We start from the raw sequence: 15,473 nt of genomic DNA, 5'->3' as shown, positions 1-15,473 counted from the left end.
CCCTGCTCTCGTGTCGCCTGCTGACCCCGGCAACCGCCCTCTGGGGCGTTTGCCCGCCTCTTCCCCTGTTACTGCCAAGCGCGGACCAAGTCCTCCGGGCCCCAGTGCGCCGCGAGCGGCAGGTCGTCCTCGATGCCGCAGCGGGAGACGGCCACGAGCGGGGTGTCCGGTTCGGCGCCGGGCACCGCGAGCATGTCCCGGGCCAGGGCGTCGTACTCGCGGCGGCCGAAAGGATGAGACTCCAGCCACTTGACCGAGCCGATGAAGTGCACCACGCCCGCGACCGGTTCGCGGTCGGCGCCGATCAGGTCGATCTCGGGGTTGTTCTGCCGGTTCCACCAGCCGCCGACCGCTTCCGTGTGGGGCCATCTGTCATCGGGGAGCAGGCGCAGCAGCGACTCGCGGATGACCGGCTCGACGGCACGTCCTCGCCATGTGGTCCAGGACCGCTCGATGCGCTCCAGGGCGAGGTCCCCGCGACCGCGCTCGATCAGTGGGATTCCCCGCTGTATGAAGGCCAGCCAGAAGCGGAGATACGGGTCGGCGATCCGGTAGCGCTTGTTCTTGGTGTCGGCCTTGGTGGACAGCGGCAGATCGGTGGCCAGGATCCGCTTGGTCTGCAGGGTGTGCAGCAGCGGGGACAGGGTCCCGGAGGGCAGGGCGCCGGCGCCGCCGGCCTGGGCGGCGATGGTGGAGAAGGTCCGCTCGCCGCTGCCGACCGCCTCCAGCACTGCCCGTGAGTGTGAGGCTTCGGGGAACTCGCCCAGGAGTGAGAGTTCGCCTGCCACCAGTAGCGGCGACAGGGGGTTGGCCACGGCCTCGCGCAGGAAGTCCGTACGGCCCGTTCCCGGTCGCCACGACTGGACGATCTCGGGGAAGCCCCCGGTGATCAGTAGTGCGTCCACCGCGTCCGCCGCGTCCAGACCAGTCATTGCCTGCACATCGGCCAGGTGCAGCGGACGTACGGTCATCTTCGCGGCCCGGCCGAAGAACGGACGGCCGTACGACTGCAGCACCTCCATCACCGACATGTCGCTGCCCACCAGGATCAGCAGAACCGGCTTGGCGGACAGGTGACGGTCCCAGACCGTCTGCAGCGCCCCTTCGAACTCCCGGTCCTGCTCCACCAGCCACGGCACCTCGTCGATCACCGCGACACTCGGTGCGTCGTCCGGGACCGCGACGGCCAGGGAACGCAGCGCCTGGTTCCAGTCCGCGGCGTGCAGTCCGGCCACCAGCTCCGCCCCGGGCAGAGGGGACTGCGCGAGCGCCGCGGAGAAGTCCGCCCGCTCGGCCACGGCGTTGCGGCCCCGGGTCGCCTGGAAGACCACGTACGGAACCCCGGACCGGTCACAGAACTCCTGGACCAGACGGGACTTCCCCACCCGGCGCCGCCCCGTCATGATCACAGCCTGCCCCCGGGTGGCCCCCGCGCCCCCGGCCACAAGACCCAGTTGCCTCGTCAGCAGGTCGAGGTCAGCGACCCTGCCCTTGAACTCCACCCCTGCTCCACCTCCAGCACGGCGCATTCAAGCGCAGTTTCGATCTTACGTAGATTGAATCTTACTTAGATGCTAGCTCCCTTCTTTGGAGAAGCAGGCGATCCCGGAAGGTGGTGCTCCGTGCCGATCCGCCCCGTCACCCGGCCGCCGCACGCACCGGGTGCATCCGGCCCGTCCGCCCGCACGGTAGAGACATGGAAGTCACACACCGGCCCCGAAAGTCACACACGACGACGCGGCGGACGACAGGCGGCTGAGGCGGAACCATGGCCATGGGCGACGAACAGGCCACCGGGGCGAGTGGGAACGGGCAGGCGACAGCTGACGCCCTGACCTGTCTGGTGACCGGCGCGAGCGGCTACATCGGCGGGCGGCTGGTGCCGGAGTTGCTGGATGCCGGACACCGGGTGCGCTGCCTGGTCCGCACCCCGCGCAAGGTGCGCGACCACCCGTGGGCGGACCAGGCGGAGATCGTCCAGGGCGACGTCATGGACGCCGAGTCGGTGGCGCGGGCATTGGACGGGGTGGACGTGGCCTACTACCTCGTGCACGCGCTCGGCAGCGGCCGCGGCTTCGAGCGGACCGACCGTGAAGCGGCCCGCGTCTTCGGCGAGCAGGCCCGCCAAGCGGGCGTCCGCCGCCTTGTCTATCTCGGCGGGCTCACCCCCGCGGGCGTTCCGGAGTCATGTCTCTCCCCGCACTTGCGTTCCCGCGCGGAGGTCGGCCGCATCCTGCTCGACTCGGGCGTGCCGACCGCCGTCCTGCGCGCCGCCGTCATCATCGGCTCCGGCTCCGCCAGCTTCGAGATGCTGCGCTACCTCACCGAGCGTCTGCCGGTGATGGTCACCCCGCGCTGGGTACGCACCCGCATCCAGCCGATCGCGGTACGGGACGTGCTGCGCATCCTGGTGGGCTGCGCCGGTCTGCGCCCCGACGTCAGCCGGGCCTTCGACATCGGCGGCCCGGAAGTGCTCACGTACCAGGACATGATGCGCCGGTACGCGGCCGTCGCTCGGCTGCCCCGACGGCTCATCCTGCCCGTGCCCGTGCTCACACCCTGGTTGTCCAGCCACTGGGTCGGCCTGGTGACCCCGGTGCCCGCCTCGATCGCCCGCCCTCTGACGGAGTCCCTGCGCCACGAGGTGGTCTGCCGGGACCGGGACATCGAGCGGTACGTGCCCAGCCCGCCCGGTCACCCCATCGGCTTCGACCGCGCCGTCGCCCTGGCGCTGCAACGCGTACGAGAGGCTCAAGTCGCCACCCGCTGGTCGTCCGCCGCTGTGCCGGGCGCCCCCAGCGACCCGCTGCCCACCGACCCGAACTGGGCGGGGGGCAGCTTGTACACCGACGTTCGGGAAGTCGACGCGGACGTGGCGCCGGACACGCTGTGGAAGGTCATCGAGGGCATCGGTGGGGAGAACGGCTGGTACTCCTTCCCGCTGGCCTGGGCGGTGCGCGGCTGGCTCGACCGTCTCGTCGGCGGCGTGGGCCTGCGCCGGGGCCGACGTGACGCGCGCCGGCTGCGGGCGGGCGACTCGCTGGACTTCTGGCGAGTGGAGGAGATCGAGCGGGGGCGGCTGCTGCGGCTGCGTGCCGAGATGAGGCTGCCCGGTCTGGCCTGGCTGGAGATGCGCGTGGACGGCGACGCCGGCGGGGCCGTCCGGTACCGGCAGCGGGCCCTGTTCCACCCGCGCGGACTGCTCGGCCACCTGTACTGGTGGAGCGTCTCGCCCTTCCACGCGGTCGTCTTCGGAGGCATGGCCCGCAACATCGTCCGCGCCGCGGCCCGTGACCCGGAGCGACGTGCGGAACACTCCAGGGCGGCCACGGCCGACGGCCCCGCGGTGCCAGGGCCCGGCTCCGCGCCGGGGTCGGGTTCCGCGCCGGGGCCCGGCTCCGCGCCGGGTCCCGGCACGGCTTCCGGCCCCGCTGCGCCGCCGGAAGACAGTTAAGTCAGTGCCGCCCGCGCCGCCCACCGCAGGACGGCCACGCGGCCCCGTTCGGGCACGGTCCACAGCGGATGCCCGCGCAGACCCCAGCGGCTGAGCAGCGCGTTGGCGGCGAGGAACCCGCTGGTGGCCGCCCGCTCCATCAGCGCCACCGGCAGACCGGTGCGCACGGCGTCGCCCGCCACGACCAGGCCCGGCACGGGTGTACGCACGGCCGGCCGGTCGCCGTACCCGCCGACCGGGAACAGCGGGCAGTCGGCGCGCCATTCGTGGCGGGCGTCCACCACCCGGGCGCGGCGCGTCTCCGGGTAGATCCGGTGCAGTTGCCCGAGCAGTTCCTTCTGCCGGATCTCCCGGTCGGTGTCGCCCGGCAGCGCGTAGGCGTGCAGTTCCACGACCGACCCGCCCGTGCGGGCGGCCCAGCGGGCGGCTTCGCCCTCCCACCGGTCCAGGACGCTGACGTTGTCCAGGAGGCCGTATCCGCTGGTGCCCAGGAAGCCGGGCCGGTCGCCGCGGACAGGCCGGTCCAGCCACAGGCGGGAGACCAGGAACGGCGGAGCGGTGCGCAGCCGCGCCACCCGCTCGCGCCACGTCCCGTCCCCGAGCCCCTCGGACCGGGCCACCACGGCACGCAGCGCTCCCGGGTCCAGGGCCAGCACCACGGCGTCGCACCGCTCCTCGGCGCCGTCGGCGGCCACGGTGAAACCGCCGCCTGGCAGGGCGGTGACCGCTTCGACAGCCGCAGAGGTCCGCAGTTCGGCCCCGAGTCCGGTCAGATACCCGGCGAGCGGGTCCCACAGGGCCTGCGGGAACGGCTCGTCCGGTACGTCGAACAGCAGGCCCTCGGCCGAGCCCAGGAAGTAGACGTGGAACATCAGCGCCATCTCCGCCGCCGACAGCCGGCGGGGGTCGGCGAAGAAGCTGCGCGAGAAGACCTCGAAGGCCAGGTGCCGCGCCGCCGCCGGGAAGCGGATCGCCTCCAGGAAGTCGTGGGCGCTGGTGTGGTCGAGTCGCTCGTACACGCCGGGCACCCGCACGTCGAGCAGCGGCAGCGCGGCCCGTGCGTCCATCCGGGCCAGGTCGCGCACCCGGAAGGAGCGGCTCAGCGCGACGAAGCCGAGCGCGCTCAGCGGCGGCGTCCGGGGGACGTGCCGGAAGCTGTCGTGGCCGCCGCCCGCGTGGCGCAGGGGGTAGTCGGGCAGGCCGGTCAGCCGGGACAGGGCCGGATCGGTGCGGCGCAACAGGGCGCGCAGGTTGTAGTACTGGCGGAAGAAGGCGTGGAAGCCCCGGCTCATCGTCACCGTGCTGCCGTCGGCGAGCCGGGTGCGCCAGCCGGCCAGTCGGCCGCCGAGCACCTCCTCGCGCTCGTACAGGGTGACCCGCACCCCGCGCTCGGCCAGCGCCGTGGCGGCCGTCAGCCCGGCGATGCCGCCGCCTACGACCATGGCGTGCGGTGCGGCCGCGGGGTCGGCACCATCGGCCCCGGGCGGGGCGGGCAGCAGCCGGGCGAGCCGGTCCAGGCCGGGGCGGTGCGGGCCGGGGCGGTGCAGGCCGAGCCGGTCCAGGCCAGGGCGGTGCGCGGGCCGTCGGGTGCCGGTGGTCATCGCGGGTCCTCCTCGCTCGCCGGCTTGCCGGTTCTGGCGCCCGCCTCCGCCCCGCCGCCCGGCTCCCGGCCACTCGACGGCCGGCGGGCCACCACCGTGTGCGTGATGCCGGTCTGCCAGCCGGGCAGCGGCAGCACCCGCACCCGCTCGAAGCCGGCCCGTGCCACCCGTCGGCCCAGAGCGTCGGCCGTGTCGAAGCCGAGGACGCTGCGCCACAGATGCCGGTAGAGCGCCCCGTCCCCCAGCAGCGTGGCGACGGGCAGAAGGATCCCGCCGCACACCGCGCTCCACACCGCGCGGTGCGCGGCCCTCCCGCTCAGCGCGTACTCGTGCACCGCCAGACGGCCGCACGGCGCGAGCAGCCGGTGGGCCGTGGCGAGCACGGCGTCCGGGTCGGTGGCGTTGCGCAGCAGATACGCGGCGAAGACCGCGTCGAACGGGCCGGACACGCCCGCCTCGGCCAGCCGTTCCACCGGCGCGTGCACGAACCGCACCGGCCGCGCCCACCGCCGGGCGGCCGCTCGGCGGAGCATCCCCTCCGAGGCGTCGACCGCCGTGATGTCCGCACCGGGCAGCACGGTGGCCAGGGCGGCCGTGGACGCTCCCGTACCGCATCCCAGGTCCAGCACCCGCAGCCCGGTGCCGTCCCGGGGGAGACCGAGCCGCCGTGCCGAGCGGCGCAAGTGGGCGTGGTACCCGGGGTTGGCGGCCACCAGCGCGTCGTAGCTGCGGGCGGCATGGTCGAAGGCGTCGGCCAGATCGGCGTCGCGCAGAAGGGGCATGCGGTCCGGCTCCGAGGTCAGGCGGCGGGAAGGCTCCGGCGCGGGGCGAGGGGCAGGGCGAGGGCGGAGGCGAGCATCGCGGCGACGGGCAGGTGCGCGCCGATGGCGAGGTCCTGCGCCAGGCTGGTACGGCCGTCCAGGAACCGCAGCAGCCGCGGTGCGGGCACGCGCCCGAACAGGCGGGTGAAGAAGGCCGGGCCGTCCACCCGGCCGGTGTCCAGGGCGTGCAGCAGCACCGCGTCCATGAGGCGGGCGCGTGTGGAGTGGGGCCGCGGGGGCAGCGGATACCGTCCGGCGTGCAGGGCGGCGGCCACGGCGCTCGTCTGTCGCTGCACGGCGCTGAAGGTGTAGCCGGTGGACGGACGGGTGGCGCCGGAGCAGGCCCCGATCCGGAACACGCCCGGCGCCGTCTGCCGGACGAAGTCGGCGTCGGTCATCGGGATCACCCCCTGCTCGCAGGCGGTGACCTCGTAGTCGGCCAGACCGAGCACGCGCTCCGCGTAGTCGCGCAGCGCGTGGTCGTACCCGGCACGGCCGAGCACCCGGCGGGAGAACTCCGTGTACTCGACCAGCGCCTCGTGCGGGCCGACCGGCAGCACGTAGCCGAAGGAGAGACCGTGCGCGGGCTGCGGCGTGCGGAAGTCCATCAGTTCCACGACGGACGAGTCGAAGGCCGGCCGCCCCGTACGGACGAACCAGCCGCGGAAGTGCTGCAGCAGTGTCGTACGCGCGGGCGGGAGGCGGCTGAGCGGGCGCGAGTCGAACACCCAGCGGGCGCGGACGGCGACGCTGCCGCCGTCCGCGCGGCGGGCGTGCACCAGGGCGCCGCCGCCCGGCACCGGTGCGACCCGGTCGACGGCCGCCTCGACGCGCGAGACCCGCCCGCTCGCCGCGACGCGACGGCCGACCAGCGCCTCGAAGGCGTCGGAACGCAGCATCTTGTAGCGCAGTGGCGCGATGGCCCCGGTCACGGACGTACCGTCGGCGCCACGCACGCGCAGCCACTGCCAGGAAGCGGCCAGCGCCTCGTCGTAGGGGCCGTCGCCCGGCTCCCAGAAGCACCAGGTGCGCGGTGCGGCGCGGGCCGCACCGGGCGGGGCGGCCAGCAGCACCGTGTCCAGCGGCCCGGCGCCCGAGGGCGGCCGGGCCAGCCGCAGCGCGAGCGACAGCCCCGCGGCCCCGGCTCCCACCACGGCGACGTCGGCCTTCAGGTCCACGACCGCTGCTCCCTTCCTCGGGCCGTTCTCATGGCGATCAGGCCGGTACGTCACCCCGCCGGTACGTCACCGGTGGAGACGGTGTCCGCCCGGTGCCATCCAGTGTTTCCGGCCGCCCGCGGTCAGCGGACGCGGTGCGCGGCGTGTCGTCGCAGGACGCGCCCCCACGCGGGAGCTTCCCCCGCTTGGCGCATACGGTCCGGTGCCGTACGCGGAATGTGTCCTGACACGAGCCATGTGACGACGGGCGAGAGGACGATCCGCGATGTGCTTCACCCAGGCGCCCTGCCGATACGCGGCGGTCCCACCGGGCGGGCCCCCCGGTGGCCTGGCCGCCGCCGCGCTCGCCGCCACGGAACTCGCGCCCACCGAACCGGAGGGAGGCCGGTGACCAGGGTGCTGAAAGGACCGACCGATCACGTGGTGGTCGTCGGCGCCGGGCTGGCCGGCCTCTCCGCCGCGCTGCACCTGCTCGGCGCGGGACGCCGGGTCACCGTCGTCGAACGCGCCGCCGGGCCCGGCGGTCGCGCCGGCCGGCTGGTCCGCGGCGGCTACCGCATCGACACCGGCCCCACCGTGCTGACCATGCCCGAGATCGCCGACGAGGCGTTCCACGCGGTCGGGGCCTCACTGCGCGACCGCGTCGAACTGATCCCTCTGCACCCGGCCTACCGGGCGTCGTTCGCCGACGGCAGCACCCTCGACGTGCACACCGACGCCGACGCGATGGAGACGGAGGTGGAACGCTTCGCCGGGCCCGCCGAGGCGGCCGGCTACCGCCGGCTGCGTCACTGGCTGACCGAGCTGTACCGCGCCGAACGGCACCGGTTCCTCGACGCCGACTTCGACTCCCCCTGGCAGCTGCTCGGCCCCGACCTGGTCCGGCTGGCCGCGCTCGGCGGCTTCGGCCGCTGGGAGATGGGTGTCGCCCGCCACCTGCGCGACGAGCGGCTGCGCCGCGTCTTCACCTTCCAGGCGCTGTACGCGGGCGTGCCCCCGGCACGCGCCCTGGCCGCCTATGCGGTGATCGCCTACATGGACACCGTCGCCGGGGTGTACTTCCCGCGCGGCGGCATGCACGCCCTGCCGCGGGCCATGGCCGAGGCCGCCGAAGCGGCCGGGGCGGCCGTCCATTACGGACGGCCGGTCACCCGGCTGGAACGCTCCGGTGAGCGCATCACCGCCGTGATCACCGGCCAGGGGCGCATCCCCTGCGACGCCGTCGTCCTCACCCCCGACCTGCCGGTGGTCTACCGCCTCCTCGGCCGCACCCCGCGCCGTCCGCTGCGGCTGCGGCACGCCCCTTCGGCGGTCGTCCTGCACGCGGGCTGCGACCGCACCTGGCCGCAACTGGCCCACCACACCCTGTCCTTCGGCCACGCCTGGCGGCGCACCTTCGACGAACTCACCCGCACCGGCGTGCTGATGCGCGATCCCTCCCTGCTGATCACCCGTCCCACCGCCACCGACCCCGCCCTGGCCCCGCCTGGCCGCCATCTGCACTACGTCCTGGCGCCGTGTCCCCACACCGGCATCGGCCCCGGCCCCGCCGACTGGCGCGACCTCGGTCCCCGCTACCGCGACGCGCTCCTGTACGAGCTGGAACGCCGGGGACTCGACGGCATCGCCACGGCGATCGAAGAGGAGTGCCTGGTGACACCGGCCGACTGGACAGAGCAAGGGCACGCCGCGGGCACGCCGTTCTCCGCCGCGCACACCTTCGCCCAGACCGGCCCCTTCCGCCCACGCAACCTGGTGCGCGGCACCGCCAACGCCGTCCTCGCCGGTTGCGGCACCACGCCGGGCGTCGGCGTGCCGCCCGTCCTGCTGTCGGGAAAGCTTGCCGCCGCCCGCATCACCGGCGCGCGCCGCACGACCGCCGTCCGTATCACCGGCACGCGCCGCACGACCGCCGCCCCGGTGACCCACCCGGTGACCCGGACCCGGCCCCGCCCGGAAGGAGCTCGTCCATGACCGGCCGGGAACTGGACGCGGCGGGCATCACCGAGCCGGACCTGCGCGCCGCCTACACCCGCTGCCGGGAGTTGAACGCCCGGCACGGCCGCACCTACTTCCTCGCCACCCGCCTGCTCACCCCCGACCGGCGTCCCGCCGTGCACGCCCTGTACGGCTTCGCCCGCTGGGCCGACGACATCGTCGACTCCCTCGACAGCACCACAGGCCCAAAGGACCGCGCCCGCGCCCTGGACAGGCTGGACGACGACCTCACCCATGGCCTGGCCGGCGGCGCCGGAGCCGAGCCGGTGGTGCGGGCGCTCGCCGACACCGCACGCCGCCACGCCATCGACCACCGCCACTTCGCCGACTTCCTCTCCGCCATGCGCAGCGACCTGACGGTCACCTCGTACGCCACCTACGCCGATCTGCGCGCCTATATGCACGGCTCCGCGGCCGTGATCGGCCTGGAGATGCTGCCCGTGCTCGGCACCGTGACCCCCCGGGAGGAGGCCGCGCCCCACGCCGCCGAACTCGGCGTCGCCTTCCAGCTCACCAACTTCCTGCGAGACGTGGGAGAGGACCTCGACCGCGGCCGCGTCTACCTCCCGCAGGATCTCCTGAGCGCCCACGGCGTCCACCGCGGGCTGCTGCGCCACTGCCGGGACACCGGCCGCATCGACCGCCGGGTCACGGCGGCGCTGAGGGAGTTCGAGGACCTCACCCGCGCCGCGTACCGGCGCGCCGCGCCCGGCGTCGGCATGCTCGCCCCGGTCTCCCGGCCCTGCATCCGCACGGCGTTCGTCCTGTACGGCGGCATCCTGGACGCCGTCGCCGCCACCGAGTACGCCGTGCTGCACCGCCGCGCCGTGGTGCCCCGGTGGCGGCGGGCCCTGGTCGCCGCGGACGGCCTGCTGCGGGTGGCGGCCGCCCGCGTGGCCGCCCGGCGCGCCCCCGGCGGGCCCGGCGTACCCCTCGAACCGCCGGCTTCCGGCCCCCGCGCCCACCCCCCTGCCCGGCCGCACCCCCGTCACAAGGAGGTCGCGTGAAGCCCGCCCGGCCGTCCCTGCCCAAGCGTCTGCCGCTGCCCGAGCGTCTGCCGCTGACCAAGCGTCTGCCGCTGGCCCTGCGCCGCGGCCCGGTCGCCTGGGAGCGTCAGCGACCCACCTGGCGCGAAGCCCGTCCCGACCTGATCGCCGACGCCCTCAGAAGGGCCCAGGCCCGCCCCACCGGCAACTGGTACGTCGTCGCAGCCTCCCGTGAACTGCGTCCCGACCGGCCGCTGGCCCGCACTGTCGCCGGCCACGAGGCGGTGCTGTGGCGGGACGCCGAAGGACGCCTCGTGGCCGGGCCGGGAAGCTGCCCGCACCTCGGCGCCCCGCTGCGCGACAGCGCCGTGCGCTGCGGCACCCTGGTGTGCCACTGGCACGGACTGGCCCTGGACGGAACGCCCTTCGCCGGCTGGGAGCCATGGCCGGCGCACGACGACGGGGTGCTGATCTGGGTACGGCTGGACCAGGTCGGGGCGGAGGAGCCCACCGCCCGTCCGGCGGTGCCGGGGCGACCGGCGGCGGCCCGGGCGCTGACCGCCGTGTTCACCGCGGTGGGCGTCTGCGAGCCGGACGACATCGTCGCCAACCGCCTCGACCCCTGGCACGGGGCCTGGTTCCACCCCTACTCCTTCGTCGACCTCACCGTGGCCCGGACCCCCGGGCGGGCTGACGAGAGCGACTCCTTCACCGTGGACGTGTCCTTCAAGGCCGCCGGGCGGCTGGTCGTCCCGGTGCGCGCGGTCTTCACGGCGCCCGGGCCCCGCACCGTCGTGATGCGGATCACCGAGGGCGAGGGGCAGGGCTCCGTCGTGGAGACGCACGCCACCCCGCTCGGGCCGGACGCCCTGGGACGGCCTCGCACCGCGGTGGTGGAGGCCGTCGTCGCCACGTCCGAACGGCCGGGCTTCGCGGTGGCCCGTCGCGCCGCCCCGCTGCTGCGCCCCCTGATACGCGCCGCCGCAGGCCGACTGTGGCGCGACGACCTCGCCTACGCGGAGCGCCGCTGGGCCCTGCGCTCCTCGGGTGGTTTCCCGGGCTGACGGACACCCTGGCGGCGGCCGAAGCGCCGATCGTCTACGTGCCCGCTCGTCTCACCGGGACGGCCGTCTGGGTGAACGGGTGGAGCTTTCGACGCGGGCCCTGGTTAGTTGGGTGGCACACTCAATGGCTAGGATCTCCCGTGTTTGACGCGGGCCTGCCGCGTTTGTCCTCGGGGGAGGCTCTATGACAACGCGGAAGCTCATCGAAATGGATCCCGACCCGCAGCGGAAACTGAACGCGCTGCACGCGCGCGTCCAGGCCATAGACGTAGAGGGGTCATGGGCGCTGTTGACGGCCCGCGATGACCTGGCCGACGCGATCGGTGAGGCGCGGGGCTACTCCCGTCCGATGGGCAACCCGGACTACATCGAGGGTGTCGCGGGGCGGTATCTGGGGGCCGCTGCCATGGTGGACAGGGCCCAGGGCGATCTGAAGAAGGTCGCCAAGGAGGGGCTTCCCGCGGTGTGGGTCGGCGGCGCCGGGGAGAAGGCGAGCGAGGTCATCAACGCCACCTCGTACTCCGCCGACCAGATGGCCCAGAAGTTCGAGGAGGTCGTGCCCGCGCTGCAGGCCCTGGCGGTGGGTATCCGCGAGGCGCAGGCGGGCCACGACTACGGGATCTCCGCGCTCGACTCGGCGGCGTCGATCCTGAACTCCGGTGCCTTCGTCATGGAGACAGAGGACCTGCGCCGGGCCAAGGCGGCCACCCTCGACGGCATCAAGTTCATGAGCGACGCCGCGGGCCAGGCGAAGGCGGCCGGGGTCGCGGCGGGCAAGACCCTGACCAAGCTGGCGTCCGAGGCCCGCGCGGGAAAGGTGACCACCGGAGGGCTCTCCGACGCCGACCGCCTCGTCCTCGCCGACGCGGCCGCGGCCGGTGGTCCCCGGGACCTCAATGAGATCCTCACCGCCAACGAGTTGCAGCGCTCGTCCGCGTTCATGGACAAGATGAGCGCGAAGGACCAGGCGGAGTTCGACCGGCTGCTGTCCGGGGCCAAGTCCCCGCAGGAGCGGGCGTATCTGATGAAGACCCTGGCCGCGGGGTACGGCGTGGAGGAGATCAGGGGCTTCGCACAGAAGATCAACGGGCGGTCCCCGCAGTGGCTGGCCGACCACCTCACGCCCATGGTCGTCCAGAGCACCGGCCCCGGCACCAAAGACGTGGCCTACGAGGGTGCCAAGTGGTGGCAGGGGAGTGACGGAACATGTGTCGCCGCCTCCACCGTCACCGCGCGCGCGATGATCGACCCCATCTACGCCTTCCGCCTGACGACCGGCGGCCAGCCCGACGACGCCGGCCTCGACAACCCGTGGTCCTTCAGCGAGCGCCTGCGCGACGAGCAGCACCGCGTGCACACCGAGGGCAAGGGCGGCCCGAACTGGAGCGGCATGGTGGCCGAGGGGCAGGACCACATCAACGACGTCGAGGTGGGCAGCCGCACCGGTACGGACTACTCGGAGCACGGTCTTGAGACCGCCGAACAACGTCGCTCGGTCCTGCCCGCCGTGGAGGAGCAGTTGAACAACGGCGTGCCCGTCCCGGTCAACGTCAAGGGCTCGGGTGGCTACCACTCGATGATGATCGTCGGGCACGAGGACGACAGGTTGCAGATCTACAACCCCTTCGGGACCACCACCTGGGTCAGCGAGGACGACTTCATCAACAGCCACATGGCCGCGGCAGCCGACCCCCGCGCTCCCGAGGTCTACGCCGTCTACCTGTCGAAGTGATACCGGGTTCTTTGATGAACCGGGGCCCAGCTCCGGCGGGGTGTGCGTATGGGGGCTGCCCCTTGTGCTCTGCCGTCTACTGCGCGGCCAGTTCCTCCGCCAGGTGCTGGAACTGGCCCAGGTCGTAGTTGGTCAGGGCCTTGTCGAGGTTGGTCAGGGCGCCGAGGTGTTCCACGAAGCCGTCGGGGTCGTACTCGATCTGGAGGGTGACCCGGCTGGTGGTGTCGCTCAGCCGGTGAAAGGTGACCACGCCCGCGTGGTGGACACCGGCGACGGTCTTCCAGGCGATCCGCTCCTGGTCTATGACCTCGGTCAGTTCCGCGGTGAAGTACTTGTCCGCGCCGGGCAGCGACAGCCACCACGCGAAGCGGCGCTCATCGAGCGGGTCGACACGCTCCACGTGGCTCAGGAATGACGGCCACTTCGTCACATCGCTCCACAGCTTCCAGCTCAGCTCGACGGGTGCGTTGACGTCCACGGTTTCCACCAGGGAAGACGACAAGGTCTCGACTCCTCCGTGTGTCTGGGTGTTCGTTTCCTCTGTGTCGGGGTGGTCCTTCGCGTACCCCCGTATCCGCGATTGACTCGGAGGGCTGTTCGGCGAGAAGTGGGGCACTCGACAGCCCGGGCGCGGTTGCCGCCCCTGTTGGTGAACCAGTCGTCGAAGGAGGAGTTGAGGATTCATGGCTCAGTTACCGGGTGGCGGTCGGGCCACGGCGGTCGGTGTCGCGTGTCTTCTGGCGTGCACCGTCGTGACGGCGTGCGGAAGCGACTCCGGGTCCGACCGCAAGGGCGGCGGGAGCGCGTCGAGCGCCGGTGGCGACGACGGCTCGGCGGTGCGTGCCGCGTTCGACAGGACTGCCGAGGCCGATACGGCGCGCATGACGTTGCGGACCCAGACCTCGGCCGCCGGGCAGAGCGCCACCGCCGACGGTAAGGGCGTCATCGACCTCTCGGCCGGCGAGAGCACCATGACCATCAGCGCCGGAGGGCAGAAGATCGAGCAGCGCGTCGTCGACCAGGTGGTCTACCAGAAGGTCCCCGAGCGGCAGCGGGCCCAGGTGCCGGGCAAGAAGCCGTGGATCAAGATCGACCTGAAGAAGGCCGCCGCTCAGCAGAACGGGCAGCAGAACGGGCAGGGCAGCAGCCAGATCAACGACCCGGCGGAGTCCGCGGGGCTCGCCAAGGGCATCACGGACAAGGACACCCGGAAGGTCGGGACCGAGAAGGTCGACGGCGTCAACACGACTCATTACCGGGTCACCGTCGATGTCGACAAGCTCTCCACGGGAGCCAAGCTGAAGCGGCAGGTCGGGCCGACCCTGCCGATGGACGTGTGGCTGGACGACAAGGGCCGCATCCGCCGCCAGCAGGTCGACATGACCATCAAGGCCCCCTCGGGGCAGACGGGGAGTGGGGACACTCCGCAGAAGGCGAAGGTCCGCACCCGGATCGAGTTCTCCGACTTCGGCACCGAGGTCGAGGCCCAGGCGCCCCCGGCCGACAAGACCGCCGATCTGACGGAGAAGCTCTCCAAGACGCAGCGCTGACCCGTTTCCACAAGAGCCGCCGACGGCCCGCCAGGATGCCGGCGGGCCGTCGGCGGTTGGCGTTTCACCTCCGCCGCGCTGCTCACCCTGATCCCGTGGAGCGGCACCGCCTCCGCGCACGGGTCGGTCATCGACCCCGCCTCCCGCAACTACGGGTGCTGGCTGCGGTGGGCGAACGACTTCCAGAGCGCTGAGATGGCACAGAAAGACCCCATGTGCTGGCAGGCGTGGCAGGCCAACCCGAACGCCATGTGGAACTGGAACGGCCTCTACCGCAACGGCTCCGCCGGCAACTTCCCGGCGGTGGTCCCGGACGGGCAGCTGTGCAGTGGCGGGCACACCGAGGGCGGCCGGTACAACTCGCCGGACAACGTGAGCGCATGGCAGACGACGAACATCGGCAACAAGTTCACGGCGAAGCTGTACGACCAGGCCAGCCACGGCGCGGACTACTTCCTGGTCCATGTCAGCCGGCGGGGCTATGACCCCACCACCCAGCCGCTGAAGTGGAGCGACCTGCAGTTGGTGGCCAAGACCGGCAAGTACGGCCAAAGCCAGAACTACTCGATCGACGTCAGCACCGGTGCCGGACGCCGACGGCCGACCCAAGGTCGGCCTCAGCTACCAGGTCAACGCCTGGGACCAGTACAACTGGGACGAGGGCAAGGGTGTGCACATCGGGCCGTTCAACATCCCCGACGGACAGCCGGGCAGCCTGCACAAGACGGGCCTCGCCCAGGAGTTCGACACGTCGGGCAGCAGCTCGGCCAAGCACTACGACCTGGGCGGACCGGTCCCGAACAACGAGCCGCTCCCGGGCCCCGATGAGCCGGGGCGCGATGACGGACGTACGCATCGCGGACGGGAGCAGCGGGACGGCAAGGGTCGTTGAGCGGCGCCCATCAGAACCCCTCGGGAGCCGGCAGTGCGCCGCCGACTTCTCGCTGCCGGAGGAGCAGTTCTCGCGGTCGTCCTCGCGGCCGTCGCCGCGTACGCCTTCATAGCGGACGACACGCCGTCCGACCAGGCGGAGCAGGACAGGAACTGCTGCGGGAAGCGGAGCGCCACGCCCGGCTGGATGAGCGGGAC

General features: G+C 73.0%; 12 protein-coding genes and 1 pseudogene. 8 read left to right on the top strand and 5 right to left on the bottom strand.

Annotated features, from left to right (window positions below):
* Positions 1 to 68: 68 nt before the first annotated feature.
* A complete protein-coding gene (locus ACFZDL_RS26320; protein WP_353592613.1) occupies positions 69 to 1,502 on the bottom strand; it encodes a DUF234 domain-containing protein in 1,434 nt (477 codons plus the stop codon).
* A 272-nt stretch (positions 1,503 to 1,774) separates the two neighbouring features.
* Between ACFZDL_RS26320 and ACFZDL_RS26315 the strand changes: the two genes are divergently transcribed.
* Positions 1,775 to 3,454 carry an SDR family oxidoreductase gene (locus ACFZDL_RS26315; RefSeq protein ID WP_353592612.1) on the top strand — a complete coding sequence of 560 codons (1,680 nt, stop codon included), beginning with the start codon at positions 1,775 to 1,777 and terminating at the stop codon, positions 3,452 to 3,454.
* Here the strand turns inward: ACFZDL_RS26315 and ACFZDL_RS26310 are convergent.
* The 3 genes from ACFZDL_RS26310 to ACFZDL_RS26300 are packed head-to-tail and all read right to left on the bottom strand — an operon-like array spanning position 3,451 to position 7,054.
* The gene (locus tag ACFZDL_RS26310; protein ID WP_353592611.1) at positions 3,451 to 5,055 is read right to left on the bottom strand and encodes an NAD(P)/FAD-dependent oxidoreductase; all 1,605 of its coding nucleotides are present in this window, start codon (positions 5,053 to 5,055) and stop codon (positions 3,451 to 3,453) included. The two genes, ACFZDL_RS26315 and ACFZDL_RS26310, sit on opposite strands and share 4 nt — an antisense overlap.
* Positions 5,052 to 5,837, bottom strand: a complete 786-nt coding sequence (locus tag ACFZDL_RS26305; protein ID WP_353592610.1) for a methyltransferase domain-containing protein — start codon at positions 5,835 to 5,837, stop codon at positions 5,052 to 5,054. The genes ACFZDL_RS26310 and ACFZDL_RS26305 overlap by 4 nt, the downstream gene beginning before the upstream one ends.
* Positions 5,838 to 5,854: 17 nt before the next feature.
* Complete coding sequence (locus tag ACFZDL_RS26300; RefSeq protein WP_353592609.1) at positions 5,855 to 7,054, bottom strand: lycopene cyclase family protein; 1,200 nt, start codon at positions 7,052 to 7,054, stop codon at positions 5,855 to 5,857.
* Between the two features lie 387 nt (positions 7,055 to 7,441).
* Between ACFZDL_RS26300 and crtI the strand changes: the two genes are divergently transcribed.
* The 4 genes from crtI to ACFZDL_RS26280 all read left to right on the top strand — a co-directional run bounded on the left by crtI (position 7,442) and on the right by ACFZDL_RS26280 (position 12,834).
* Entirely contained in the window at positions 7,442 to 9,028 is a 1,587-nt protein-coding gene (gene crtI, locus ACFZDL_RS26295) for a phytoene desaturase family protein (protein WP_353592608.1), read from the top strand.
* A complete protein-coding gene (locus tag ACFZDL_RS26290; protein WP_353592607.1) occupies positions 9,025 to 10,059 on the top strand; it encodes a phytoene/squalene synthase family protein in 1,035 nt (344 codons plus the stop codon). The genes crtI and ACFZDL_RS26290 overlap by 4 nt, the downstream gene beginning before the upstream one ends.
* 35 nt (positions 10,060 to 10,094) lie before the next feature.
* Entirely contained in the window at positions 10,095 to 11,102 is a 1,008-nt protein-coding gene (locus ACFZDL_RS26285; RefSeq protein WP_353592674.1) for a DUF5914 domain-containing protein, read from the top strand.
* Positions 11,103 to 11,286: 184 nt separating this feature from the next.
* Positions 11,287 to 12,834, top strand: a complete 1,548-nt coding sequence (locus tag ACFZDL_RS26280) for a peptidoglycan-binding protein (protein WP_353592606.1) — start codon at positions 11,287 to 11,289, stop codon at positions 12,832 to 12,834.
* A gap of 76 nt (positions 12,835 to 12,910) precedes the next feature.
* Here ACFZDL_RS26280 and ACFZDL_RS26275 read toward each other — a convergent pair whose 3' ends face one another.
* The gene (locus ACFZDL_RS26275) at positions 12,911 to 13,336 is read right to left on the bottom strand and encodes an SRPBCC family protein (RefSeq protein WP_353592605.1); all 426 of its coding nucleotides are present in this window, start codon (positions 13,334 to 13,336) and stop codon (positions 12,911 to 12,913) included.
* A 181-nt stretch (positions 13,337 to 13,517) separates the two neighbouring features.
* Between ACFZDL_RS26275 and ACFZDL_RS26270 the strand changes: the two genes are divergently transcribed.
* From ACFZDL_RS26270 to ACFZDL_RS26260, 3 genes and pseudogenes are all read left to right on the top strand, one after another.
* Positions 13,518 to 14,384, top strand: coding sequence for a hypothetical protein (locus tag ACFZDL_RS26270; RefSeq protein WP_353592604.1), 867 nt, complete (start codon positions 13,518 to 13,520; stop codon positions 14,382 to 14,384).
* Positions 14,385 to 14,462: 78 nt separating this feature from the next.
* A pseudogene (locus ACFZDL_RS26265) lies at positions 14,463 to 14,966 on the top strand (lytic polysaccharide monooxygenase); the annotation flags it as partial.
* Between the two features lies 1 nt (position 14,967).
* Positions 14,968 to 15,276 (top strand): hypothetical protein, encoded by a 309-nt coding sequence (locus ACFZDL_RS26260; RefSeq protein ID WP_391192505.1) that lies wholly within the window; start codon positions 14,968 to 14,970, stop codon positions 15,274 to 15,276.
* Positions 15,277 to 15,473 lie beyond the last annotated feature (197 nt).

Source organism: Streptomyces sp. NPDC007917 (genome assembly GCF_042959105.1).
Taxonomy (GTDB): Bacteria; Actinomycetota; Actinomycetes; order Streptomycetales; family Streptomycetaceae; genus Streptomyces.
This window is presented reverse-complemented; position numbering and strand designations above follow the sequence as displayed.